This is a genomic window from Streptomyces sp. NPDC042102 (genome assembly GCF_055582305.1).
Map to the genome: position 1 here is coordinate 869193 of NZ_JBVJDL010000003.1, position 23265 is coordinate 892457.

Below are 23265 nucleotides of genomic sequence, written 5' to 3' on the forward strand. Positions count from 1 at the left end.
CGGAGGGAACGGGTCCGCGCGGATGTGCGCGGGCATACTGCCAAGGGCCCCGGGATCTTTCAACCGTCGGCCCGCGCCGGAGCCCTGACGGGGGTCCGGCCGAGTTGTTCGCCAACTCATCCGTGATGTTCACTCGTTCGAGTGGCCGGGCGGGCGATGGGCGGCTCTCTCCCAAACACACTGCGAAGGTCTGAAGCGGTACGAGCGGGCAGGGAGCGTTTACTTGTTGACCGGCCGTTACCTCGGCCACACGAGTAGACGATTCACGGCACGACCACACGTACAGGATGGCGAGCACCGGTGCAGAAGAAGCGGTCTCGGAAGAACGGCACCGCGCATGCCGAAGGACGCACCGTACGGGTGCGCCGCAGGCTGGTCATCGGCGTCGCCGTCGCCGGCCTCGCCGTACTGGGCGCGGGCGCCCCGGCCGTCGTCTCGGCCACGGCCGATCTGAACGACGCCCAGGCGCTGGTGACCAGCGCCGAGCGGTCCCGCCACGCCCTCACCCTCGGCCACCTCCTCGCCGACGAGCGCGACGCCGTCACCGAGTACGCCGCCAAGGGCCGCCCCGCCGCCGGCAAGGCCGCCGTCCAGGAGCGCGCCGCGCGCGCCGACCGGCAGCTCGCCGAGGTACGGGCCGACGCCGACGAGGAGCTCGGGCAGGCCCTCGGCCGCATCCCGGCCGTACGGGCGGAAGCCGTCGACGGCAAGGGCACGCCCCTGGCCGCGCACCAGGCCTACTCCGCCGTCATCGCCGACCTGCTCGCCCCCGGCGCCCGCCTGGCCGACCGGACCCCGCCGCGGGCCGACGCCGCCCTGGCCACCGGACGGCCGCTCGGCCCGCTGGGCCAGGCCGTCGACCAGGCCTCCGCCACCCGTGGACTGCTGCTCGCCGCGCTGGCCGTCCCCCGTGCCGAGCAGCCCTCCGGCACGGCCGCCGCGGACGAGCTGACCACCGCCGCCCAGCGCACGCGGGTACGGGAGCAGGCCGCCCTCGACGACTTCACGCGGACCGCCCGGCCCGACGTACGCCAGACGCTGGCCGCGACCGTGACCGGCCCCGAGGTGAAGTCCGCCGACGACTGGCTGGGCCGCCTCACCGAGCGGCCGACGCTCTCCACCGCAGACCGCAAGGCCGACGCGGGGGCCGTCGGGAGCGCCCTGACCGCGCGCATCGACCGGATGCGTTCGGTGGAGTCCACGCTCGCCACCGAGCGCGCCGAGGCGCTGGCCCAGCTGCGCGACGACGACGTGAGCGCCCTGGAGATGCTGGTCGCCGGCCTGGGCCTGCTCTTCCTGGTGGTCGTGGGCGTCACCACGGCGGTCGCGCGGTCGCTGACCCGGCCGCTGTCGGTGCTGCGGCGCGGCGCCGCCCGGCTGGCCACGGCCGAGGGCTCGGTCGAGCCCGTGCGCTTCACCGGCCGCAACGACGAGTTCGCGGACGTGGTCCGCTCGCTGAACGCCGTGCGCGAGCAGACCGTCGCCCTGCACACGAAGATCGCCGGGATGGACGCCGACCGGCGCCGCCTGATCGGCCGCAACGAGGCGCTGAGCCAGGGCCGTACGGCGCTGGAGGCGGAGCTGGAGCAGCTGCGGACGGGGCTGGAGGAGCACCGCCGCATCATGTCCACGACCTCGGTGTCGCTCTCGCTGCGCACCCTCGGCCTGGTCGAGCGCCAGCTGACGGTCATCGAGGAGCTGGAGTCCAAGGAGCAGGACCCCGACCGGCTCGCGACGCTGTTCCGGCTGGACCACCTGGCCACGGTGATGCGCCGCCACAACGAGAACCTGCTGGTCCTGGCGGGCCAGGAGCACGGTCACGGGCACGCGGACCCGGTGCCGCTGGTCGACGTCGTCCGGGCGGCGGTCAGCGAGATCGAGCGGTACGAGCGGGTCGACCTGCGGGCGCTGCCGTCGTACACGCAGGTGGCCGGGCACGCCGCGGACGACCTCTCGCACGTGCTCGCCGAACTGCTGGAGAACGCCACGACCTTCTCGCCGCCCGAGGCGAAGGTCAAGGTCACCGGACGGCTGCTGGACACCGGTGATGTCGTGCTGTCCGTCGTGGACGAGGGCATCGGCGTCACCGAGGACCGGCTGGAGTCGCTCAACGCCCGGCTGTCCTCGCCCGACGCGTACGACGCGGAGCCCGAGTCGGAGCACGGGCTGGGCCTCGGCCTGTACGTCGCGGGCCGGCTGGCCGCGCGCCACGGCGTCACCGCGGAGCTCCGGGCGGCGCGGCACGGTGGCACCGAGGCGCTGGTGGTCGTCCCGGCCGGGCTCCTTCCGGACGGCCCGCCGGTCTCCCCGGTGCACACCCTGGCGACGCCGGGCGGCACGGCGTACCGGCTGCCGGGCGTGGTGGCCGAGGCGAACGAGAACACCCTCCAGCCGAGGCTGCGCCCGCGGACGGACCCCGCCGCCGAACCGTCGGCCACGGCGGACCCCGAAGCCACCGCCGCCATCGAGGCCGACCTCGCCGAACTGGCCGGCACCCCGGAGACCGAGCTCCTGGCCCGGATGGTCCCGACGGCCGGGACGACCCCGGCGACGCCGGCGGCCGCGACGGGCACGCCCGAAGCCGCCGCCGAAGCCGAAGTCGACGCCGAAGCCGAAGTCGACGCAGGAGACGACGTCGAGCCCGCCGCCGGAGCCGACGCCGAGCCCGAGCCGGCCGCCGACGCCGCGTCCGGCCCCGAGGCCCGGCTCGCGCCCGAAGCCGCCGTACCCGCCTTCGCGCCGGAGCCGGACGGGCCGCTGCCGCCTGCCGACCAGGTGTTCACGGCGGAGTCCGAGACGCACGCGCGCGCCCTCGGACCCGAGGCGGACGAGGCGAACGAGACAGACAGGACGGACGGGACGCGCGGCGCGGACGGCCAGCTGCCGCCCGCCGACGAGGTGTTCACCGCGGGCCGTGCGGCCGGGGCCGGGATCGTCGTGGACGAGGGGCTCTCGCTGCTCGCCGCCGACCGCCGCGCCGTACCCGAGCCGGAGCCGGCCGCGCACGCCCAGGCCGGCGACGAGTCCGAGGGCTGGGTGCCCCGGCAGGGGAGCCACCCCGAGCCCGCCGAGGACGACGCCCCGCGCGCCGGTACCGTCACCGCCAAGGGACTGCCCAAGAGGACGCCCCGCGCCGTCGCCGCCGGGCGCGAGAAGCCCGTACGCCCCGAGCCGCGCAAGGTGGACGCCGAGGACCTGCGGCGCCGCCTCGGCGGCTTCGCCCGGGGGACCCGCGACGGGCGGCGCGTCGTCGAGGCCGAGCTGGCCGGGGAACGCGGCCGGCCGCCCGGCGAGGGGCAGGGGCAGACCGACCAGGGGGACACGGCACAGGAGGCACGCACATGACCGCGCCCAGTACGTACGGACTGAGCACCCAGGCCCGCAACCTGCAGTGGCTGCTGACCGACCTCGTCGAGGAGGTGCCAGGGATCGTCTCCGTCGCGGTCGTCTCCTCGGACGGCCTGCTGCTGCTGTCCTCCGACCCCGACCCCGTCACGGGCGCCGGTGACGACGAGCAGAGCGCGCAGCCGCCCCGCGGGCCCCGCGGCGCCAGCGCGGACCTTGCCACCATCGTGTCCGGGCTCGGCAGCCTCACCACCGGCGCCGCCCAGCTCATGGACGGCGGGGCCGTCAAGCAGACCATGGTGGCGATGGAGCACGGCTCCGTGTTCGTCATGGTCATCAGCGACGGCTCGCTGCTCGGCGTGCACGCCACGCCCGACTGCGACATGAGCGTCGTCGCCTACCACATGTCGCTCTTCGTGGGCCGTGCCGGCCACGTCCTGACCCCCGAAGTCCGCAGTGAGCTGCGTCAGTCCATGGAGAACGCCAAGTGAGGACACCGGCTCCCGCACGCCTGCCGATACGCGGGGCGGACCGCCGCCCCGCGCGCGTCCGCCCGTACTCGCTCACCGGTGGCCGTACCCGCCTGCCCCGCGTCCTGCTCGTCGAGACCTTCGTCGCCACCCTGGACACCGAGGAGAAGAAGTCCGACCGTGTGCCCGAGATGCGGGCCATCGTCGAGGTCTGCCGCCGCATGCGCACGGTCGCCGAGATCGCCGCGCTGCTGAAGCTGCCGCTCGGCGTGGTCCGCGTCCTGGTCTGCGACCTCGCCGACCAGGGCAGGCTGCGCGTCTACGGCGCCGGCACCGGCACCGGCCACGGCACCGGCCGCCCCGACCGCGCGCTGCTCGAAAGGGTGCTCAGTGGGCTCCGCCGTCTTTGATCCGCAGCTGCTGGCCGACGTGCACGACGAGGCCGTCCAGCCCTGGCAGTACGACCGCTCCCGCGCCCCCGTCGCCGTCAAGGTGCTGGTCGCGGGCGGCTTCGGCGTCGGCAAGACCACCTTCGTGGGCTCCGTCTCCGAGATCACCCCGCTGCGCACCGAGGCCCTGATGACCGCGGCGAGCGTGCCCACCGACGACCTCTCCGCGACCCCGGACAAGAACACCACCACCGTCGCGATGGACTTCGGCCGCGTCACCCTCGACGACGACCTCGTCCTGTACGTGTACGGCACCCCCGGCCAGGAACGCTACTGGTTCATGTGGGACGACCTGGTGCGCGGCGCCGTCGGCGGCATCGTGCTGGCCGACACCCGCCGGCTGACCGACTGCTTCCCCGCCCTCGACTACTTCGAGAGCTGCGGCCTGCCGTACGCCGTCGCCGTCAACCACTTCGAGGGCTCCCGCTCGTACGAGCCGGAGGACGTGCGCGAGGCGCTGACCGTCCCGGACTCCGTACCCGTCGTGATCATGGACGCGCGCAGCCGGGCGACGGTCGTCGAATCCCTGCTGACCCTCGTCGGCCACGCCCTGGACCACACCCCCGAATAGAGATCTGAGTTCCGCCATGCGCACGATACTTGTCGTGGGGGCCGGCCAGTCCGGTCTCCAGCTCGCCCTCGGACTGCAGGCCAAGGGCTACGACGTCACCCTCATGTCGAACCGGACGCCGGACGAGATCCGCGCCGGCCGGGTGATGTCGACGCAGGTCATGTTCGACGCGGCGCTCCAGCACGAGCGGGACCTGGAGATCGACTTCTGGGCGGCCCACGCCCCGCGGATCGAGGGCATCGGCGTCTCCGTCGCCGCCCCCGACTGCTCCCGTGCCGTCGACTGGCTCGGCCGGCTCAAGGGGTACGCGCAGTCCGTCGACCAGCGCGTGAAGATGGCCGGCTGGCTCGACACGTTCGCGCAGCGCGGCGGACAGGTGGTCGTCCACGGCGCGACCGTCTCCGACCTGGACTACTTCTCCCGTACGTACGACCTCACCCTCGTCGCCGCCGGCAAGGGCGAGCTGGTCTCCCTGTTCGAGCGGGACGCGGCCCGTTCCCCGTACGACGCCCCGCAGCGCGCGCTCGCGGTCTCCTACGTGCACGGGCTCGGCCCGCGCCCGGAGCACCCCGGCACCGAGGCGGTCCGCTGCAACCTGGTGCCCGGCATCGGCGAACTGTTCGTCATGCCGGCGCTCACCGTCTCCGGCCGCGCCGACATCCTCTTCTGGGAGGGGATCCCCGGCGGTCCGCTGGACGTGTTCGCGGGGATCAAGGACCCGGCCGAGCACCTGGCGGTGACGCTGGAGCTGATGGAGAAGTTCACGCCCTGGGAGTACGCGCGGGCCGCGGACACCGAACTGACCGACGCCGGCGCCACGCTGGCCGGCCGCTACGCGCCCGTCGTGCGGAAGCCGGTCGGGCGGCTGCCCGGCGGCGGGGTGGTGCTGGGGGTCGGGGACGTGGTCGTCGCCAACGACCCGATCACCGGGCAGGGCGCGAACGCCGCGGCCAAGTGCGCCGCGTCGTACCTCTCCTCGATCCTCATGCACGGCGACAAGCCGTTCGACGAGACGTGGATGAAGGCCACCTTCGACCGGTTCTGGTTCCAGACGGCCAAGCCCGTCACCCAGTGGACCAACGCCATGCTGGGCCCGCCGCCGGAGCACGTGCTGGACCTGATCGGCGCGGCCGGGCAGCTGCAGCCGGTGGCGGACCGATTCGCGGGCGGCTTCGACAACCCGGCCGACTTCGACGACTGGTTCTACGACCCGCAGGACGCGGCGGACTACCTCGCCGAGGTGTCGGGGGCCTCCTCGGCCGCGTAGCCGTCGTCGGAGCCGGCCGAGGCGGACTCGGGCAGCACCGCAGGGGTGTAGCGGGCGAGCGGCAGCCCGTCCGGGTCGGGGCGCACCGCCCCCAGCAGCGGGTTCGCCGCGATGGGGGACACCTTGACCGCGGCCCCCGGGCGGGGCGCCTGGATGACCTTCCCGTCACCGGCGTAGATCGCCACATGGGTGGCCTTGGGGAAGTAGACGACCAGGTCCCCGGGGCGCAGCTCGTCCAGCGGCACCCTGGGCAGCTGCGCCCACTGCTCCTGGCTGGTGCGCGGGATGGCCCGGCCGGCGGCCGCCCAGGCCTGTGAGGTCAGCCCCGAGCAGTCGAAGGCGGCCGGTCCCTCGGCGCCCCACACGTATGGCTTGCCCAGCTGCGCGACGGCGAAGCGGAGGGCGGCGCCGCCGGCGGCGGTCGGGGCGCGCCGGGCCGTCCCCAGCCGCCCGGAGGCCTCCAGCGCCCGCTGCGCGCCCATGGTGACGCTCCGCTCCTTCGCCGAGAGCGCGGTCAGCTGCTCGGTGGTGAGCGAGGCGAGCAGCCGCTCGACCTGGCCCAGCTGGGCGCGCGCCTCGTCGCGGTACTGCTTCTTCCGCGCCGCCAGGGTCTGCTGGGTGCCCAGTTCCCGGCGGGACCGGGCCGCGAGCGCGTCGGCCCGCTGCTCGCCGCGCGTCAGCCGGCCGATCACGGCGGCCCGGTGCGCGGCCTCGCGGACGGCGAACCGGCGCTCGTCCAGCGCGGCCTGCGGGTCGCCGGACAGCAGGATCCGCGCGTAGGGGGAGAGCCCGCGGGACGCCTGGTACTGCTCGCGGGCCAGCCGGCCGGCCGCGGCCCGCTCCCGGTCGAGCGCGGTACGGGCCGCGCCCAGCTCCGAGGTGAGCCGCCGTTCCTCGCCCGTGCGGGCGGTGAGGGCGATCTCGGTGGCCTTGTAGGCCTCGGCGGCCTCCTCGGCCCGCTGGTAGAGGCCCTGCAACTGGACCAGCAGCCGGCCGACGTCCTGGACGCCCGCCCCGGGCTCGGCGGTCGCCGCGGGCACGGGGAGGGTCGCGGCCAGGGCGGCGGCGACACAGACGGCGCGCAGTGCTCGACGTGACATGTCATCACCTCCGAGCCCGGATCGTGCCATGTCCGGTACGACAAACAGTCCATCCGACCCGGCCCCGCCACCCCACTCACCCGCCCGGCGTACGGGGCCCGGGTGATTCCGGCGGGCGTACGGGGTGCGGGCGCCGGGATCAGCCCCGGAGCAGGCGGGTCTTGGCCGCCGCGAACTCCTCGGGGGTCAGCAGGCCTTCGCGGGCCAGGGCGGCCAGCCGGGTCAGGCGGGCCGTGAAGTCGTCGCCGACGTCCGTGCCGGTGCCGGCCGTCGGCGCCGGCTCCGGCGCCTCCTGCGGTCCGGCGGGGGCGGCCGACGCCCAGGGGCCGGCCGACCACACCTCCTCGTACGGGGACTCGGGTTCCCCCGGCCCCCAGGGGGGCGCGGATCCACCCGGCCCCTCGGGCGGCTCCGGCTCCGCCACCTGCGCCGCGTCCCACACGTACGCACCCCGCGCCAGCAGGCCGCGCAGCAGCGGACGGCCGGCCGGCCGCCGGGCCGGCTGGACGACCGCACCGACCGGGCGGATGAACATCAGGAGGCCCCCAGCCGTTCGGCCGGGATGCGCACCGACCCCGCGATCCGGCCGCCCGCCGCGCGCACGGCGATCGCCGCGTCCTCGGCCCAGACGTGCTCGACCACCAGCAGCAGCGCGCAGGAGCCGCGCTCCAGCAGGTCGGAGGCCTCCTTGACGTCCTCCGGGCCGATCAGGGGGGCCGCCTCCCGGTGCGTGAGCAGCCCCTGGAGCTCCACGAACTCGTCGAACTCCGCAGCCAGTACCTCGCCCGCCGCCGTCTTGGTGGCCACCAGCCCGTCGATCAGCCGCACGTTGCCGGTCTTGCGCAGTCCCATCACGGCCGCGACCGCCGGCACCCGCAGCTGCTCCTCCGGAAAGGCGAGCACGATGAACTCCACCGGTCCCACGTCCCCGACACCCCCGTTCCCGATCGATTCTGACGACTCTTCGGCAGAGTAAGACATAACGGGGCAAACACTACGGACGCTTGCTACGTTTCCGATATGACCGCATTGACGGCAAAGGCGGCGGATCCCGCGCCGCAGCCGGGCGACGCGCCCCGCACCCGGCAGCGCGGCGTCGAACTGACGCTCCTCGCCGGCGCCGTCCTGATCGCCGTCCTCGGCCACCTCTCCGTCGGCCTCGCCACCGTCGGCCACGTCCCCGCGCAGTCCTCCCGCTACGCCGCCGGACTCGCGGCCGCCGCCCTCCTCGCGCACCTCGCCGTACGGCTCTTCGCCCCGTACGCCGACCCGCTCGTCCTCCCCATCGCCGTCCTGCTCAACGGGCTCGGGCTGGTGCTGATCCAGCGGCTCGACCTCACCACCCCCGGGCAGCCCGGCGCCGGCGGCCAGCTGCTCTGGTCGGGGCTCGGGGTCGCCCTGTTCGTCCTGGTCGTGAGCCTGCTGCGGGACCACCGGGTGCTCCAGCGGTACGCGTACCTGTCGGTGGCCACCGCCCTGGTGCTGATGCTCGTCCCGGTCTTCTTCCCGGCCGTCAACGGCGCCCGCATCTGGGTCCGCATCGGCGGACTCTCCTTCCAGCCCGGCGAGTTCGCCAAGATCCTGCTCGCCGTCTACTTCGCCTCCTACCTGGCCGCCAACCGCACCGCCCTGGCCCTCACCGGCCGCCGGATCTGGTGGAAGCTGCGGCTGCTGCCCGGCCGGGTGCTCGGGCCGATCCTGGCGATCTGGCTGCTCAGCGTCGGCGTGCTGGTCCTGGAGCGGGACCTGGGGACCTCGCTGCTCTTCTTCGGGCTCTTCGTGATCATGCTGTTCACCGCCACCGGGCGGATCGGCTGGATCGCGATCGGGCTGCTGCTCTCCGGCCTCGGCGCCTACGCCGTCGGCACGTTCGAGCCGCACGTCCACGGCCGGGTCGAGGACTGGCGGAATCCCTTCGCTTCCATCGAGGAGGGCCACGGTCCCGGCCAGCTCGCCCAGTCGCTCTTCGCCTTCGGGGCCGGCGGGCTGCTCGGCACCGGGCTCGGCGAGGGCCAGTCCTTCCTCATCGGCTTCGCCGCCAAGTCCGACTTCATCCTGGCCACCGCGGGCGAGGAACTGGGCCTCGCCGGCCTCAGCGCCATCCTGCTGCTCTACGGGCTGCTGGTCGACCGCGGCTTCCGGGCGGGCCTGGCGCTGCGCGACCCCTTCGGGCGGCTGCTCGCCACCGGGCTCGCCTCCATCGTGGCGCTCCAGGTGTTCGTCATCGCGGGCGGGGTCACCGGGCTGATCCCGCTCACCGGCATGGCCATGCCGTTCCTCGCACAAGGCGGTTCGTCCGTCGTCACCAACTGGATCATCGTGGCGCTGCTGGTCCGGGTCAGCGACAGCGCCCGGCGGCCGCTGCCCCGGGAGACAGGTCCGCAGCCGCCACCGGAACCGGAGGGCCCGCCGTGATCCGCTACATCCGCTGGTGCGCGTACTTCTGCGCCCTCCTGCTCGCCGCGCTGCTGGTCAACGTCGCCCGCCTGCAGGTCTGGGAGGCCGCCGCCCTCGACGCGAACCCGGCCAACAAGCGCGGCACCATCGCCCGGTACGCCGAGCGGCGCGGCGACATCCTGGTCGACGGCCGCCCGGTCACCGGGTCCCGGGACAGCCGGCAGCTGCTGCGCTACGAGCGCACGTACCGCGAGGGCCCCCTCTACGCCCCCGTGACCGGCTACTCCTCGCAGACGTTCGGCACCAGCTTCGTCGAGCGCGCCGAGGACGCGGTGCTGTCCGGCACCGACCCCGGCCTGACGGTCTTCCCGTTCTGGCACGACCTGGCCCGCGACCGCCCGTCCGCCGGCCGGGCCGAGACCACCATCCGGGCGGCGGTGCAGCGCGCCGCGTACGCGGGACTGGCCGGCAAGCGGGGCGCGGTCGCGGCCGTCGAGCCCGCCACGGGGCGGATCCTGGCCCTGGTGAGCAGCCCCTCGTACGACCCGGGTGTGCTGTCCGGTACCGGTGCGGCGGTCAAGGGGGCCTGGGCCCGGCTGAACGCCGATCCGGCCCGGCCCATGCTCAACCGGGCGCTGCGCGAGACGTACCCGCCCGGCTCCACCTTCAAGATCGTGACCGCGGCGGCCGCGCTGGACGCGGGCGTGGTCACGGACGTGGACGCGCCGACGCGGACCCCCGATCCGTACGTCCTGCCCGGCACCAGCACCCGGCTGCCCAACGCGTCCACCGGCTGCGAGGACGCCTCGATGGCCGAGGCCGTGCAGTGGTCGTGCAACACGGTGATGGCGAAGATCGGCGTCCAGGTCGGCCTGCGGCGGATGGTCGAGGCGGCCGAGCGGTTCGGCTTCAACGGCGACGGGCTGCGGGTGCCCTCGTGGGTGTCGACGTCCAACTTCGACACCGACATGAGCCGGGACCAGCTGGCGCTGTCGGCCATCGGGCAGTTCAACACCACGGCGACGCCGCTCCAGATGGCCATGGTCGCCGCCGCCGTCGCCAACGGGGGCGAGGTGATGAGCCCGTACCTGGTGGAGCGCACCACGCAGGCCGACGGCGGTCCGGTCCGGCGGGCCGGCCGTACGCCGCTGGGCCGGGCCATGAACCCGGTCACCGCGCTGCGGCTCCAGCAGCTGATGGTGAAGGTGGTCGAGGACGGCACGGGGCGCAACGCCGCCGTCCCCGGCGCGGTGGTCGGCGGCAAGACCGGCACCGCGCAGCACGGGGTCGGCAACACGGGCACGCCGTACGCCTGGTTCATCGCCTGGGCCAGGGCGGCCGACGCCCCGCTGCCGGCCGTGGCGGTCGCGGTGGTCGTCGAGGACGCCTCCGCCGTCCGCGGCGACATCAGCGGCAACGGCGCGGCGGCGCCGGTCGCCCGCGCGGTCCTGCGGGCCGCCCTGGCGCCGCGCTGAGCCGGCCGCGCGTACTCCCTTCGAGCCGTGGCCCGCTACGCCTGCTCCGCCCCCTGGGCGATCGTCGCCCCGACCTCGGCCATCCGCTCCGCCTCCTCCGCCGCGAAGCGCGCCCGGTCCAGCCGGTCGGCTATCTCCTCGTCCTGGGTCATCAGCAGGTCCAGGTTCGAGTCGCCCATCTCGAAGACGCCCATGTCCAGGTATGCCCGCTGCAGCCGCTCGCCCCACAGGCCGATGTCCTTCACGCACGGCACGATCCGGCTGAACAGCAGCTTGCGGAAGAGCGCGAGGAACTCCGACTGCTCGCTGTACAGCTCCGCCTCCTGCCGGGAGATGCCGAAGTTCTCCAGCACCTCCACGCCGCGCAGCCGGTCCCGCATCAGGTAGCAGCCCTCGATCACGAACTCCTCGCGCTCGCGCAGCTCGGCGTCCGTCAGTTCCTTGTAGTAGTCGCGCAGCGCCATCCGCCCGAAGGCCACGTGCCGGGCCTCGTCCTGCATCACGTACGCGAGGATCTGCTGCGGCAGCGGCTTGTCGGTGGTGTCGCGGATCATCCCGAACGCCGCCAGCGCCAGGCCCTCGATGAGCACCTGCATGCCCAGGTACGGCATGTCCCAGCGGGAGTCGCGCAGGGTGTCGCCGAGCAGCCCCTGGAGGTTGTCGTTGACCGGGTAGAGCATCCCGACCTTCTCGTGCAGGAAGCGCCCGAAGATCTCGGCGTGCCGGGCCTCGTCCATGGTCTGGGTGGCGGAGTAGAACTTCGCGTCCAGGTCCGGGACCGACTCCACGATCCGTGCCGAGCAGATCATCGCGCCCTGCTCGCCGTGCAGGAACTGGCTGAAGTTCCAGGCGGCGTAGTGCCGGCGCAGATCGCCCTTGTCCTTCTCGGTCAGCTTCGCCCAGTGCCGGGTGCCGTAGAGGGTCAGCACCTCGTCGGGGGTCCCGAGCGGGTCGTACGGATCGACCTCCAGGTCCCAGTCGATGCGCTTGGCGCCGTCCCACTGCTTGTCCTTGCCCTTCTGGTACAGCGCGAGGAGGCGGTCCCTGCCCTCCCCGTACTCCCAGGTGAAACGGGCGGATCCGGAGGCCGGGACCTCCCACGCGCCGTCACCGGGGTCCTGGGCGTAGAGCTGCTTCGTCGACACTGACGGCCTGCCTTCCCTGTCGTGCACGCACCGTGCGGGACCGGACAGTTGGCAGTGCAGCACGTTGGTAGACACAGGGTCAACAAGTCGTGCGCAAGGGATTGACGACCTTGCTGACACGCAGTCTCATAAGTGGTGACCGCCGGTAACCCGTTTCCGTCAAGCGCACGAGGTGCCCCACGCCATGACGACCGTGACCGACCGCACCGTCCTGCGGGACGCGCTCGGCCTGCTCAAGGACCGTGAGCAGATCGCCGAACGGCTGCTCGAATCCTCCGCCAAGCACTCCTTCGACCCCGACAAGGAACTCGACTGGCAGGCCCCGCCCGTCGACGGCAAGTGGTTCTGGCCGCCCGAGCTGGTCTCGCTCTACGACACCCCGCTGTGGAAGCGGATGGGCGAGGAGCAGCGCATGGAGCTCGCCCGCCACGAGGCGGCGGCGCTGGCCTCCCTCGGCATCTGGTTCGAGATCATCCTCATGCAACTGCTGGTCCGGCACATCTACGACAAGCCCCTGACCAGCAATCACGTCCGTTACGCCCTCACCGAGATCGCCGACGAGTGCCGGCACTCGATGATGTTCGCCCGCATGATCCAGACCGGCGGCGCGCCCGCCTACCCCGTCTCCCGCCTCAACCACAACCTCGCGCGGGTGCTGAAGACCATCTCCACCACCCCCGGCTCCTTCGCCTGCACCCTCCTCGGCGAGGAGATCCTCGACTGGATGCAGCGGCTGACCTTCCCGGACGAGCGGGTCCAGCCGCTCGTGCGCGGCGTCACCCGGATCCACGTCATCGAGGAGGCCCGCCACGTCCGCTACGCACGCGAGGAGCTGCGCCGCCAGATGCTCACCGCCCCGCGCTGGGAACAGGAGCTGACCCGGATCAGCTGCGGCGAGGCCGCCCGGGTCTTCTCCGTCGCCTTCGTCAACCCGGCGGTGTACGACAACGTGGGCCTGGACCGGCGCGAGGCGCTCGCCCAGGTCCGCGCCAGCGGCCACCGCCGCGAGGTGATGCAGACCGGCGCCAAGCGGCTGACCGACTTCCTCGACGACATCGGTGTCCTGCGCGGGGTCGGACGGAAGCTGTGGAAGAGCTCCGGCCTGCTCCCCTGAGGTTCCTCGAGGTTCCTCCGGTGGGGCTACCCTGCGGGCATGACCCGGACCCCGCCGGCCGCCCCGGCAGCCCAGGCCCGAGCCGCCCACGCCCCGGCCGCCGCCGGGAGGGCCGCGCCGGCCCCGCCGGCGGCGCGCGCGTACCGCAGGCTGAGCGTCGAGGAGCGGCGCGCGCAGCTGCTGGAGGCGGCCCTGTCGCTGTTCGCGCACCGGGCCCCGGAGGACGTCTCGCTCGACGACGTCGCCGAGGCGGCCGGGGTGTCGCGCCCGCTGGTCTACCGCTACTTCCCCGGCGGCAAGCAGCAGCTGTACGAGGCCGCCCTGCGCTCGGCCGCCGACGAGCTCGCGCTCTGCTTCGCCGAACCGCAGGAGGGACCGCTGACCCGGCGGCTCTCCCGCGCCCTGGACCGCTACCTCGCCTTCGTCGACGGGCACGACACCGGATTCAGCGCGCTGCTCCAGGGCGGCAGCGTGGTGGAGACCTCCCGGACCACCGCCATCGTGGACGGGATCCGGCGCCGCGCCGCCGAGCAGATCCTGGTGCACCTGGCGGTCGCCGAACCCGGCGCGCGGCTGCGGATGATGGTCCGCACCTGGATCACGGCGGTCGAGGCCGCCTCGCTGATCTGGATCGACGAGGGCAAGCAGCCCGACGTCGAGGAGCTGCGCGACTGGCTGCTCGACCACTTCGTCGCCCTGCTGACGGTCACCGCCGCCACCGACCCGCAGACCGCGGACGTCGCGCGCGCCGCGCTGGCGCTGGAACCCGCGGACGGGCCGGCCGGGATCCTGGCCCGGCGGATCGCCCCGGTGGTCGTGGAGGCGGCCCACCTGCTCTGAGCCTGTGAGACTGGTGGGGTGAAAAGCGAGAACACCCCCTTCGAGGGCGGCCCGATGGACGGCCGCGTGCTGCCGGTCCTCGTCGGCCCGACCGGCCACCCGCCCAAGTGGTACGAGATCCCGGTCCCGGACGCCGCGGGCGGCCCCCCGACGGTCCTGCTCTACAAGCGGGTCCCCGCGGGCTACTCCAAGCGGCTGGGGCTGCAGACGGGGTGGAAGTACGCGTACCAGCCGACGGGGCAGAAGCCGAGGCCGCGCTGGCCGTGGACGAAGGGCCCGGCGACGACGGGGTGACGCGGCGGTCAGCGCCCGGGCCCGGGCGCTGGGCACGCTACGCGCGTCACCGCGCGCCGTCGGCCGGGGCGGGCTGGTCCGGCGGTGCCGGAAGGAACAGCACCGCCACCGCGCCGCCGTCCGCCGCGTTGTGGAACAGCAGCCGCGCCCCGATCACCTCGGCCTGGCCCAGCGCGATCGTCAGCCCCAGGCCGTGGCCCTTGGCGGACGCCCCGGACTCCGTACGGAAGCGCTGCGGGCCGTACGCCACGAGGTAGCCGGGGTAGCCGTCGCCGTGGTCGCGTACGGTCACCACCGGGCCGTCCACGGTCAACGTCACCGGGGGACGGCCGTGCTTGTGGGCGTTGGCGACCAGGTTGCCCAGCACCCGCTCCAGGCGGCGGCGGTCGGTCTCGACGTACAGATCGCGCGTCACCACGATCTCGGTGGCGGTCCCCGAGGCCCGCACCACCCGCTCCGCCAGCGGCGCCAGCCGGTGCAGGTCCGCCTCCACCTTCTCGCTTCCCGAGTCGAGCCGGGAGATCTCCAGCAGGTCCTCGGTCAGCTGCCGCATCGTGCGCACCCGCTCGCGCACCAGCTCCGTCGGGCGGCCCTCCGGCAGGAGCTCGGAGGCCGCCTGCAGACCGGTCAGCGGGGTGCGCAGCTCGTGCGCCACGTCCGCAGTGAAGCGCTGCTCGCTCAGCAGCTTCGCCTGCAGGCTCGCCGCCATCGTGTCCAGGGCGCCGGCGACGGTCGCCACCTCGTCCTGGTGCCGGGAGGGGTCCTTGGTGCGCGGGTCGTCCACGCGCGCGTCCAGGTCGCCCGTGCTGATGCGGCGCGCCACCAGGGCCGTCTGGTGCAGCCGGCGCGTGACCCGGGTGACGGCGAACGCGCCGAGCAGCAGGGTGCCGCCGATGGCCAGCACGGACGAGCCGATGATCGCGTTGTCCAGGCCGCTGATGGTGCGCGCGCTCTGGCTGTAGTCGATGGCGGTGGCCAGCGCCCGGCCGTCGGCCGGGGCCGCCGCCCACATGGTGGCCCGGCCGTCGAGGTCGGCGACCATCGTGCCGCGGTGGCCGGAGACGGCGAGCGCGCGCAGCTCGCGCGGCAGGCCGGGCAGGTCCAGGCCCGTCTCGGGCGGCAGGCCCTCGCCGGCCTCGTAGGCGCGGGAGGCCTCGGTCAGTTTGCCCAGCGCCTTCTCGCGGGCGGTGGCCACCGTCTGGCGGGTCACCTCGACGTGCACGAGGGCGCCGAGCACGGCGGCCAGCGCGCAGCACATGATGACGATGAAACACGCCGACTTCCACGTCAGCGATGCCGTCCAGGCCGGCAGCCGGGGTCTCATCGGCGGCCGCTCGGGGCGGGGGACGGGGCCGGGCCGGGGGACTGGTTCCGGCCGGGCGAGGGGGTGTGACCCGGGGACGCGGTGTGGCCGGGGGACGGGTTCTGGCCCGGGGACTGGGGGACGCGGACGATCTGCTCGCGCGTGGGCAGCATCGTGCGCTGCTTCTCGTCCCAGGACCAGGCGGTGATCAGTTCGTAGCCCGGGTTGCCGCTGGGCACCCGCAGGATCACGTCCCGCCCGGCGAGCTCCACGCTGACCGGGGTGTCCTGCGTGGCCATGATCCGGTTGAGCCGGCCGTCGGCGTCGGCGGTGTAGACACGGACCGACAGCATCCGGTCCGGCAGCTCGATACCGACGATCAGCTCGTCCTTCCCGTTGCCGGTCAGGTCCCGGTAGTACGGCATCAGCACCGGGCACGGGGCCTTCTGGCGGCCCGTGTGACAGGTCCGGATCGCCTCGGCGGTCTCCTGGGGCATGCCGTCGGGGCCGACGTCCGCGCGCGCCTGGCTGCCGACCTCGGCCTGGACCAGGGCCAGCGGGTCGACGCCGTGGACGTTCTCGTCCTTGACCGGCGGGATGCCCTTGACGTACTCGGGCGGCGCACCGCCCGGGTCGGCGGGCGGCACGGTCGCGCCCTGCCGGCCCGGCCACAGGTGCACGGGCCCACTGGCGGTCGGGACGGTACCGGCGTCGTCCAGCCCGCCGGTGTTGGAGCAGGCGGAGGCCAGCAGGGCCAGCGGGAGGACGGCGGCGGCCCCGCGCGTGACGGCCGTGCGCGCGGCGGCCCCGGGCCGGGCGGCTGCGCGCGCGGCGGTCCTGCTCGTACGGAACGGCTTCACCGGTGCCTGCGTCCTCCGTCCCCGCGTTCCCGCGTCCCTGTGTCCTGGTGTCCGTCCGGCGCGGCTGCGGCGGATCTTCCTGTCCACCTTAGAGCGGGGCAGGGACGTTCCGCCGACGCAGGGCGCCCGGAACCGGGCAGGTGGGCGGGGTGCCAGGAGCGGAACGAGGGGTTCAGGACTCCGTACGGCCGCGCCGCAGCATGGCGAAGCCGAGGCCCGCGGCGCCGACGGCCGCCATGCCGCCGCCCGCGGCGAGCAGCAGCACCCCGCCGCCGGGGCCGTCGGCCAGGGTGTTCAGGCGCAGCGCCTCGGTGGTGGCGGCGGTGTCCCGGTCCTCCGAGGTACGCACCTCCGAGGTACGGACGTCCGAGGTACGCACCTCCGCGACAGGGGTCCCCGCGGTACGGACGGCGGTCTTGTGGCCGTCCTGGGCTGCCAGCTGCCCAGCGGCGCCGCCGCCGTCCCGGTTCGCGACCCCGTTCTCCACCCACGAGGAGACGGCGCCGTCGGGCCGCAGCGTGATCCGCAGCGTGCCGCTGCCGGCCTGGCCGGGGGCGCCGGCGCGGCTGGTGAGCGTGGCGACCTTGGCGCCGCGGGACAGGACGTCGGCCTGGTAGGCGCCCTCGGCGATCCGGTACACGTGCGCCGTGGACACGCCGTCGGCGAGCGAGAGGGTCTTCACCAGCGTCCGCGGGGGCTCGACGGAACCGCGCGCCACGGCGGCCGGCGCCCCGTCGGCGAGGGCGGCCGCGGCGGGCAGTGCCAGCACGCCCGCGGCGCAGGCGGACACGGCGGCGGCGCGGACGACAGTGCGGCGGACGGTGTTCACGAAGGTCCCTCGGCTGGTCGGGGCGTCGGTGCCCGGTCGCTCCGGGCGGCACCACCGTAGGGGCCCGGGGTTGCGGAGGCGTCGTGGTTGTGTAACAGACACCCGGCAGCGTGGCGGCGGAGTCGTTACACAGCCGAGGGATTGCCCGCGGGCGGCAGGCCTGGTCCCATGGACCGCGGGGGTGAGGGCATGAAGGTGGTTCCGACCGGCCGGCCCGGACGGGGGAGGCTGTACGTCACTCTGGCCGACGGGCGCAGCGTGGCCTGGTACGACCGCGAGGCGGGCCGGGTCAGCATCCTGATGGCCCGGCACACGGATGCGGCACTCGCGGCGTTACGCCCGTACCTGACCGGCTCCTACACGGTCGGCCCGCCGCCGGTGCCGAACGCCGCCGAGCTGCGGCGGCTCGCCCTGCACCCCGACGACGACCTGGCGCCCAACCGGCCCGGCGAGGCCCTGCTGGGCGAGCTGGACCACGGCGGCGCGGGCCAGCGGGCCCGCCACCGGATACGCCAGGACCTCCTCGCGCAGCAGCGGATGGGCGCCGAACTCGACACGCTGGAGGGCGCCGGCTGGCGCGTCCTGCACGCGGTGCCGCTGCCGGGCGCGGGCCCCGTCGACCACCTGCTGATCGGGCCCGCGGGCGTCCTGTGCGTCCGCTCGGTCCCGGGGCGCCGCCAGCGCGTGCACGTCGGCGACCTCCTGGTCACGGTGGGCCGCACCGAACCCCGTGCCGACGTCCGCTGGGCCCGCCGCGCCGCCGAACGCGCCACCCACGCCCTGACGGCCTCGGTCCGCCCGGCCCTGGCGGTGGTCGACGCCTCCCGCGTGGAGGTGGCCCCGACCCTGCGGGACGTCCGCGTCCTGCTCCCGGGCGACGCGACGGACCTGGCCCGCGAGGGCGGCGTCCTCAAACCGGCGGACGTCGAAGCCCTCTACACCCTGGCCCGCGACCGCCGCACGTGGTCCACGGTCTGACGGGCCGTCGGCCCGGTGGCCCCGCGGCCCTGCCGTGCTGACAGGCGTCGGCCGGTGTCGCGCCCGCGTCGGGCGGGCTGACGCGGCGGGCCGAGGTTCACCCGGCCGGCCGTGCGCGTGCTGCGCCGTGGTGCCCCCGCCGCGGGCGCGGGCGGGGCCGGTCAGCGGGGCCGTTCGCCGCGGTGGGACAGGGGCGCGCTCAGGCCGAGCTGCGTTTGCGGGGCGTCGCCTGCTTCGCCGTAGATTTGGCCGTCGACTTGGCCGTCGATTTGGCCGTGGACTTCGCTGTCGACTTCGCCGTCGACCGGGCCGTGGACTTCGCCGCCTTCTTCGCCGACGCCGTCTTCTTCGTGCTCGCCGCCGACTTCGTCGACGATGCCGCCGCCGTCTTCTTCGCGGTCGTCGCCGTCGACTTCTTGCCGCCCACCGCCTTCGGCGCCGCCGGGGTCGACGTGCGCGGTGCGCGGCGGCGGATCGGGGTCACCTCGGAGCCCGCCTCCGCGGCGGCGGCCGACGGCTCCGGTTCGCCCCGCGACGCCTTCGCCGCCCGTACGCTCTTCTCCAGCGCCGCCATCAGGTCGATCACCTGCGCGTCCCCGCCCGCGGCCACCTCCGGCACCTCCGGCTCGATCGCCTCGCCCGACTTCGCCGCGATCATCGCCTCCACCGCCTCGCGGTAGTCGTCGTGCAGCGTCGACACCTCCACCTCCCCCAGCGTCGCCATCAGCGCGTCCGCCAGGTCGAGTTCGGCGTCCCGGATGGTCACCTTCGTCTCCGGAGCCACCCCCTCCGGCTCGCGGATCTCGTCCGGCCACAGCAGCCCGTGCATCGCGATCACGTCCCCGACCACCCGCAGCATGCCCAGCCGTTCCCGCCCGCGCAGCGCGAACTTCGCGATCGCCACCCGCTCGCTCCGCTTCAGCGCCTCCCGCAGCAGCGTGTACGGCTTCGCCGCGGACACCCCGTTCGCCGCCAGGTAGTACGCCGCGTCCATCTGCAGCGGATCGATCTGCGCCGCCGGTACGAACGACACGATCTCGATCGTCTTCGCGGTCGGCAGCGGCAGCTGCGCCAGGTCCGCGTCCGTGATCGGGATGATCGCCCCGTCCCCCTCCTCGTACCCCTTGCCGATCTCCGCCGTCGGCACCTCCTCGCCGTCCAGCTCGCACACCTTCCGGTAGCGGATCCGGCCGCCGTCGGACAGGTGGATCTGCCGGAAGGAGATCGAGTGGTTCTCCGTGGCGTTCACGAGCTTGATCGGGATGCTGACCAGGCCGAAGGAGATCGCCCCGTTCCAAATGGATCGCACGTGTCCTCCCGGATCGATTCGTGGCAATCTCCCTGATTCGTGGCAGTCTCATCGTATGACGCCGATCACACTCGTGGAGGGGCGTCGCATCGCGCTCAGCAACCTGGACAAGGTCATCTACCCGGAGACCGGCTTCACCAAGGGCGAGGTGCTGCACTACTACGCCACCGTCGCGGACGCCCTGCTCCCGCACATCGCCGACCGGCCGATGTCGTTCCTGCGCTATCCCGACGGCCCCGGCGGGCAGCTGTTCTTCACGAAGAATCCGCCGCCCGGCGCACCCGCCTGGGTGAGCACCACCCCCGTGCCCCGCTCGGAGGACCCCGGGGCCCGTCAGGTCGTCGTCGGCGACCTGCCCGCCCTGATGTGGGCGGCGAACCTCGTCGTCGAGTTCCACGTCCCGCAGTGGCGGGCCGGCCGCCCCGCGATCGCCGACCGTCTCGTCCTCGACCTCGACCCCGGCGCCCCCGCCACCGTCGTCGAGTGCTGCGCCGCCGCCCGCTGGCTGCGCGAGCGGCTGGCCGCCGACGGGCTGCGGGCGTACGCGAAGACCTCCGGGTCCAAGGGCCTGCACCTGTCCGTCCCCCTGGAACCCACCCCCTCCGGCGAGGTGTCGGCGTACGCCAAGCGGCTCGCCCAGGAGGCGGAGCGCGAGCTGCCGGACCTGGTCGTGCACCGCATGGCGAAGGCCCTGCGCCCGGGCAAGGTCTTCGTCGACCACAGCCAGAACGCCGCCGCCAAGACCACCGCCGCCCCCTACACGCTGCGCGCCCGCGCCCGCCCCCTGGTGTCCGCCCCCGTCGCCTGGGCGGAGGTCGAGGCCTGCCGGGCCCCGGCGGACCTGGCCTTCCTCGCCGACGAGGTCGTCACCCGGCTCGCCCGGGACGGCGACCTGTTCGCCCCACTGGCCGACCCCGGACACGCCGGGAGGCTGCCGTGATCAGCGTCGCCCTCGCCCGGACGGTCCGCGCCCTGCCGGTGGGGGACGGACTGGCGTACGAGCCCAAGTTCGACGGCCACCGGATGGTCGTCGTGCGCTCGGACGCCGGCGTGGTCCTCCAGGCCCGGTCGGGCCGCGTCGTCACGGCCGCGTTCCCCGACCTCGCGGCCGCGGCCCGGCAGCTGCCGCCGGGCACCACGCTCGACGGCGAGGTGGTGGTCTGGCACGCCGGCCGTACCGACTTCGCCCTCGTCCAGCGCCGCGCGGCGGCCACCCCGGCCCGGGCCACCGTCCTGGCCGCGCGCCTGCCCGCCTCGTACGCCGCCTTCGACGTGCTGGAGCTCGCCGGGCTCGACCTGCGCGCCCGCCCGTACGAACGCCGCCGCGCGCTCCTGGTCGACCTGCTCCTGCCGCTGGGGCCGCCGCTGCAGCCGGTGCCCATGACCACCGACCCGGAACTGGCGGCCACCTGGTACGAGACCCTGCCGACCAGCGGCATCGAGGGGCTGGTGATCAAACGGCTGGACCAGTCCTACCCGGCCGGCCGGCGGGTCTGGCAGAAGCTGCGCCACACCGACGTACGCGACGCGGCGGTCGTCGGCTTCACCGGGACCCCGCGCCGCCCGCTGGCGCTGGTGCTGGTGCTGCCGGGCGCGGAGGACGAGCCTCCGGCGGTCTCCAGCCCCCTCTCGCCCCCGGCCCGGGTCGCGCTGACGCGCGTCCTGGCGGCCCGCCTGCCGTCGCCGGGTGCCACGGGGGTGGCCACGGCGATCGGGCGGGGCAAGGTGCCGTACCACCTGGTGGACCCGCCGCTGTCGGCGGAAGTGCGCGCCACCGCCGGCCGGCACCCGCCACCGGAGGTGCTGCGCGTCCGGACGGACGTCACGCCGGACGCGTGACGCCGGACGTCCGCCCCGGATGCGCGCAGGCACGGGGCGGCCCGCCGTGCGGGGAGGTCGGGGAGCGGTGGGCTCCCGGACCCGCCGCGCGGCGGGCCGCCGGGGACGTCAGGCGTGTCGTACGGTCCCGCCCGAAGACGGTTGCTGCTGGCGGTTGCGGGGATACCCGTGCCCGGGATCCCGCGCCTCGCGCACGTCCTCGGGATGGGCGGACGTGGTGGAACCGAAGTTGCCGTACCCCTGCATCTCGTGCGGACGCAGGCCCCCCTTGGGAATCTCGACCGGGTCGCGTTCCTCGCTGACCTCGTGGACCGCCCCGCCGGCGGGCAGGTGCGGCTGGCTCTCGGCGGTCGGTGGCGGCGGCTCCTTGTCGCGGACCCTCCTGCCCAGGACGAACATGCCGAGCAGGAATCCGGCCACGGCGATGCCGACGAGCGCGAACCACGCGATATCGCTCAGGGTCGTGTTCATGGCCGCCGTCTACCCGGACCGGATCACCCCATGCACGAAACCGGAAAAAAACCCGAAAAACCGCAAAACTACCCGCATCCTCCTTAAGTAGCCGCTGTCCACATCCGCCTCAGCTGCTGAGCGGACCGTCCGTGTCCCGCAGCGCCTTGGCCGTGTCGCGGGTGCCGAGGACGCTCAGGATCTCCGCGCAGATGGCCAGGGCCGTCTCCGGCGGCGTCCGGGCGCCCAGGTCCAGGCCGATGGGCCCGTGGATCGCCCGCAGCTCGGCCTCCGTCGCACCGGCCGCCAGCAGACCCTCGCGGCGGCGGGCCTGGGTGCGGCGCGAGCCGAGCGCCCCGACGTAGGCGACCCCCTCGGCCAGGGCGGTCCGCAGGGTCGGCACGTCGAAGTCGGGCTCGTGGCTCAGCATCACCAGGCAGGCGGCGTCGCGCCGGTCCCGCAGCAGCTTCGCGGCCGCCGCCCCGCTCTCCACCACCACCGCGTCCCACTCCAGCAGCTCCGCCTGCCGCGCGATGATCCGCGCCAGCTCCCCGCCACCGCCGATCACCAGGTACGGCGCGGACGGGTACGCCTCGACCAGGACCAGCCCGGCGTCGCCGTACAGCGCGTCGCGCCCCACCCGGTGTGTCGCCAGGATCTCCGCCGCCCGCCGCTCGGCGTCCGACCCCGGGGTACCGACGGCGCGGACGACGTGACTGACCGCCTGGTCGGCGTCCGCGCTGAGGCGGGTCACCAGCGCCACCCCGGCCCCGTCCGCCAGCAGGTCCCACCACTCGGCGGGTACCGACGTCAGCGGCTGCAGCAGCACCTCGGCCTGACCGCCGCAGGTCAGCCGGGCCTGCCCGGCCTCGGCGGCGCCCACCGACACCTCGCACACCCGCGCGGTGGCCCCGGCCGGGAACGCGGCCGCCTCGGCGGCCAGCTCGGCGTCGAACACCCCCCGGTACAGCGCCCCGACGCACTCCCCGCGCGGATCCACCAGTACCGCGCCGGAAGGGTCCCGCGGCCCGAAGCCCTGCTCCGTCACCGGCCGTGCCAGGAACCCCGTACGGCCCTCGGCGATCCAGCTCCGCGCCGTCCGTGCCAGTTCACGCATCCCGCAGCCCCGTCCTCGTCGTGTTCGTCGCGCTCATCCGGATCGGACCCGTGGGGCCGCACCGGAAGGAGGCGCGGCGCCGCGCGGGCTGCCTCAACCCTAGGGACCCGCAA

Annotated in this window: 23 protein-coding genes; 13 read left to right on the forward strand and 10 right to left on the reverse strand. The window is 74.5% G+C overall.

The genetic code is table 11. The features are described from left to right. The first annotated feature begins 300 nt into the window (after positions 1-300). Genes ACZ6KO_RS17280 through ACZ6KO_RS17300 form a run of 5 tightly spaced genes read left to right on the forward strand, consistent with a single transcriptional unit; the run spans position 301 to position 6102 of the window. Positions 301-3345, forward strand: coding sequence for a nitrate- and nitrite sensing domain-containing protein (locus ACZ6KO_RS17280; RefSeq protein ID WP_469304779.1), 3045 nt, complete (start codon positions 301-303; stop codon positions 3343-3345). Beyond that, on the forward strand, positions 3342-3836 hold the full coding sequence (locus ACZ6KO_RS17285) for a roadblock/LC7 domain-containing protein (RefSeq protein WP_469304780.1): 495 nt from the start codon (positions 3342-3344) through the stop codon (positions 3834-3836). The genes ACZ6KO_RS17280 and ACZ6KO_RS17285 overlap by 4 nt, the downstream gene beginning before the upstream one ends. Then, positions 3833-4225, forward strand: a complete 393-nt coding sequence (locus ACZ6KO_RS17290) for a DUF742 domain-containing protein (protein ID WP_469304781.1) — start codon at positions 3833-3835, stop codon at positions 4223-4225. The genes ACZ6KO_RS17285 and ACZ6KO_RS17290 overlap by 4 nt, the downstream gene beginning before the upstream one ends. Continuing rightward, positions 4206-4835, forward strand: coding sequence for a GTP-binding protein (locus ACZ6KO_RS17295; RefSeq protein WP_469304782.1), 630 nt, complete (start codon positions 4206-4208; stop codon positions 4833-4835). The genes ACZ6KO_RS17290 and ACZ6KO_RS17295 overlap by 20 nt, the downstream gene beginning before the upstream one ends. A gap of 16 nt (positions 4836-4851) precedes the next feature. Continuing rightward, positions 4852-6102, forward strand: a complete 1251-nt coding sequence (locus ACZ6KO_RS17300; protein ID WP_469304783.1) for a styrene monooxygenase/indole monooxygenase family protein — start codon at positions 4852-4854, stop codon at positions 6100-6102. Here the strand turns inward: ACZ6KO_RS17300 and ACZ6KO_RS17305 are convergent. The 3 genes from ACZ6KO_RS17305 to ACZ6KO_RS17315 all read right to left on the reverse strand — a co-directional run bounded on the left by ACZ6KO_RS17305 (position 6063) and on the right by ACZ6KO_RS17315 (position 8126). Further along, on the reverse strand, positions 6063-7202 hold the full coding sequence (locus ACZ6KO_RS17305) for a C40 family peptidase (protein WP_469304784.1): 1140 nt from the start codon (positions 7200-7202) through the stop codon (positions 6063-6065). The genes ACZ6KO_RS17300 and ACZ6KO_RS17305 overlap by 40 nt on opposite strands. 139 nt (positions 7203-7341) lie before the next feature. Then, positions 7342-7737: an SHOCT domain-containing protein gene (locus tag ACZ6KO_RS17310; protein ID WP_469304785.1), complete on the reverse strand. Its 396-nt coding sequence runs from the start codon at positions 7735-7737 to the stop codon at positions 7342-7344. Continuing rightward, positions 7737-8126, reverse strand: coding sequence for a DUF6325 family protein (locus ACZ6KO_RS17315; protein ID WP_469304786.1), 390 nt, complete (start codon positions 8124-8126; stop codon positions 7737-7739). The genes ACZ6KO_RS17310 and ACZ6KO_RS17315 overlap by 1 nt, the downstream gene beginning before the upstream one ends. A 105-nt stretch (positions 8127-8231) precedes the next feature. Here ACZ6KO_RS17315 and ACZ6KO_RS17320 point away from each other — a divergent pair, with 105 nt between their 5' ends. Then, the gene (locus ACZ6KO_RS17320) at positions 8232-9617 is read left to right on the forward strand and encodes an FtsW/RodA/SpoVE family cell cycle protein (protein ID WP_469305004.1); all 1386 of its coding nucleotides are present in this window, start codon (positions 8232-8234) and stop codon (positions 9615-9617) included. Beyond that, positions 9614-11074: a penicillin-binding transpeptidase domain-containing protein gene (locus tag ACZ6KO_RS17325; RefSeq protein ID WP_469304787.1), complete on the forward strand. Its 1461-nt coding sequence runs from the start codon at positions 9614-9616 to the stop codon at positions 11072-11074. Before ACZ6KO_RS17320 ends, ACZ6KO_RS17325 begins: the two co-directional genes overlap by 4 nt. 35 nt (positions 11075-11109) lie before the next feature. On the opposite strand, the gene ACZ6KO_RS17330 is transcribed toward ACZ6KO_RS17325, so the two are convergent. Continuing rightward, complete coding sequence (locus ACZ6KO_RS17330; RefSeq protein ID WP_469304788.1) at positions 11110-12219, reverse strand: ferritin-like domain-containing protein; 1110 nt, start codon at positions 12217-12219, stop codon at positions 11110-11112. Between the two features lie 184 nt (positions 12220-12403). Between ACZ6KO_RS17330 and ACZ6KO_RS17335 the strand changes: the two genes are divergently transcribed. The 3 genes from ACZ6KO_RS17335 to ACZ6KO_RS17345 are packed head-to-tail and all read left to right on the forward strand — an operon-like array spanning position 12404 to position 14467. Then, positions 12404-13333 carry an AurF N-oxygenase family protein gene (locus ACZ6KO_RS17335; protein ID WP_469304789.1) on the forward strand — a complete coding sequence of 310 codons (930 nt, stop codon included), beginning with the start codon at positions 12404-12406 and terminating at the stop codon, positions 13331-13333. Positions 13334-13372: 39 nt separating this feature from the next. After that, a complete protein-coding gene (locus tag ACZ6KO_RS17340; RefSeq protein WP_469304790.1) occupies positions 13373-14173 on the forward strand; it encodes a TetR/AcrR family transcriptional regulator in 801 nt (266 codons plus the stop codon). An 18-nt stretch (positions 14174-14191) separates the two neighbouring features. Further along, a complete protein-coding gene (locus ACZ6KO_RS17345; RefSeq protein ID WP_469304791.1) occupies positions 14192-14467 on the forward strand; it encodes a hypothetical protein in 276 nt (91 codons plus the stop codon). Positions 14468-14513: 46 nt separating this feature from the next. Here ACZ6KO_RS17345 and ACZ6KO_RS17350 read toward each other — a convergent pair whose 3' ends face one another. The 3 genes from ACZ6KO_RS17350 to ACZ6KO_RS17360 all read right to left on the reverse strand — a co-directional run bounded on the left by ACZ6KO_RS17350 (position 14514) and on the right by ACZ6KO_RS17360 (position 17459). Continuing rightward, positions 14514-15791 carry a histidine kinase dimerization/phospho-acceptor domain-containing protein gene (locus ACZ6KO_RS17350; protein WP_469304792.1) on the reverse strand — a complete coding sequence of 426 codons (1278 nt, stop codon included), beginning with the start codon at positions 15789-15791 and terminating at the stop codon, positions 14514-14516. Continuing rightward, positions 15788-16630, reverse strand: a complete 843-nt coding sequence (locus tag ACZ6KO_RS17355) for a hypothetical protein (RefSeq protein ID WP_469304793.1) — start codon at positions 16628-16630, stop codon at positions 15788-15790. Before ACZ6KO_RS17355 ends, ACZ6KO_RS17350 begins: the two co-directional genes overlap by 4 nt. Before the next feature lie 172 nt (positions 16631-16802). Beyond that, positions 16803-17459, reverse strand: coding sequence for a hypothetical protein (locus tag ACZ6KO_RS17360; RefSeq protein WP_469304794.1), 657 nt, complete (start codon positions 17457-17459; stop codon positions 16803-16805). A gap of 189 nt (positions 17460-17648) precedes the next feature. On the opposite strand from ACZ6KO_RS17360, the gene ACZ6KO_RS17365 reads away from it, so the two are divergent. Next, positions 17649-18437 carry a nuclease-related domain-containing protein gene (locus ACZ6KO_RS17365; protein WP_469304795.1) on the forward strand — a complete coding sequence of 263 codons (789 nt, stop codon included), beginning with the start codon at positions 17649-17651 and terminating at the stop codon, positions 18435-18437. A 199-nt stretch (positions 18438-18636) separates the two neighbouring features. Here ACZ6KO_RS17365 and ku read toward each other — a convergent pair whose 3' ends face one another. Next, the gene (gene ku / locus ACZ6KO_RS17370; protein WP_469304796.1) at positions 18637-19746 is read right to left on the reverse strand and encodes a non-homologous end joining protein Ku; all 1110 of its coding nucleotides are present in this window, start codon (positions 19744-19746) and stop codon (positions 18637-18639) included. 55 nt (positions 19747-19801) lie between these two features. Between ku and ligD the strand changes: the two genes are divergently transcribed. Further along, positions 19802-20686, forward strand: a complete 885-nt coding sequence (gene ligD / locus ACZ6KO_RS17375) for a non-homologous end-joining DNA ligase (RefSeq protein WP_469304797.1) — start codon at positions 19802-19804, stop codon at positions 20684-20686. Beyond that, the gene (locus ACZ6KO_RS17380) at positions 20683-21585 is read left to right on the forward strand and encodes an ATP-dependent DNA ligase (RefSeq protein ID WP_469304798.1); all 903 of its coding nucleotides are present in this window, start codon (positions 20683-20685) and stop codon (positions 21583-21585) included. Before ligD ends, ACZ6KO_RS17380 begins: the two co-directional genes overlap by 4 nt. Positions 21586-21693: 108 nt before the next feature. Here the strand turns inward: ACZ6KO_RS17380 and ACZ6KO_RS17385 are convergent, their stop codons facing one another. Both ACZ6KO_RS17385 and ACZ6KO_RS17390 read right to left on the reverse strand, forming a co-directional pair. Next, complete coding sequence (locus tag ACZ6KO_RS17385; RefSeq protein ID WP_469304799.1) at positions 21694-22056, reverse strand: DUF6479 family protein; 363 nt, start codon at positions 22054-22056, stop codon at positions 21694-21696. A gap of 109 nt (positions 22057-22165) precedes the next feature. Then, entirely contained in the window at positions 22166-23152 is a 987-nt protein-coding gene (locus tag ACZ6KO_RS17390; protein ID WP_469304800.1) for an XdhC family protein, read from the reverse strand. Between the last annotated feature and the right edge of the window lie 113 nt (positions 23153-23265).

What these genes read in the sequence shown, in the direction of transcription:
- ligD (WP_469304797.1), top strand. Translation starts at nt 19,802, where the DNA reads ATGACGCCGATCACACTCGTGGAGGGGCGTCGCATCGCGCTCAGCAAC.
- ACZ6KO_RS17335 (WP_469304789.1), top strand. Translation starts at nt 12,404, where the DNA reads ATGACGACCGTGACCGACCGCACCGTCCTGCGGGACGCGCTCGGCCTG.
- ACZ6KO_RS17385 (WP_469304799.1), bottom strand. Translation starts at nt 22,056, where the DNA reads ATGAACACGACCCTGAGCGATATCGCGTGGTTCGCGCTCGTCGGCATC.
- ACZ6KO_RS17350 (WP_469304792.1), bottom strand. Translation starts at nt 15,791, where the DNA reads ATGAGACCCCGGCTGCCGGCCTGGACGGCATCGCTGACGTGGAAGTCG.
- ACZ6KO_RS17310 (WP_469304785.1), bottom strand. Translation starts at nt 7,737, where the DNA reads ATGTTCATCCGCCCGGTCGGTGCGGTCGTCCAGCCGGCCCGGCGGCCG.
- ACZ6KO_RS17285 (WP_469304780.1), top strand. Translation starts at nt 3,342, where the DNA reads ATGACCGCGCCCAGTACGTACGGACTGAGCACCCAGGCCCGCAACCTG.
- ACZ6KO_RS17365 (WP_469304795.1), top strand. Translation starts at nt 17,649, where the DNA reads ATGAAGGTGGTTCCGACCGGCCGGCCCGGACGGGGGAGGCTGTACGTC.
- ACZ6KO_RS17340 (WP_469304790.1), top strand. Translation starts at nt 13,373, where the DNA reads ATGACCCGGACCCCGCCGGCCGCCCCGGCAGCCCAGGCCCGAGCCGCC.
- ACZ6KO_RS17305 (WP_469304784.1), bottom strand. Translation starts at nt 7,202, where the DNA reads ATGTCACGTCGAGCACTGCGCGCCGTCTGTGTCGCCGCCGCCCTGGCC.
- ACZ6KO_RS17300 (WP_469304783.1), top strand. Translation starts at nt 4,852, where the DNA reads ATGCGCACGATACTTGTCGTGGGGGCCGGCCAGTCCGGTCTCCAGCTC.
- ACZ6KO_RS17390 (WP_469304800.1), bottom strand. Translation starts at nt 23,152, where the DNA reads ATGCGTGAACTGGCACGGACGGCGCGGAGCTGGATCGCCGAGGGCCGT.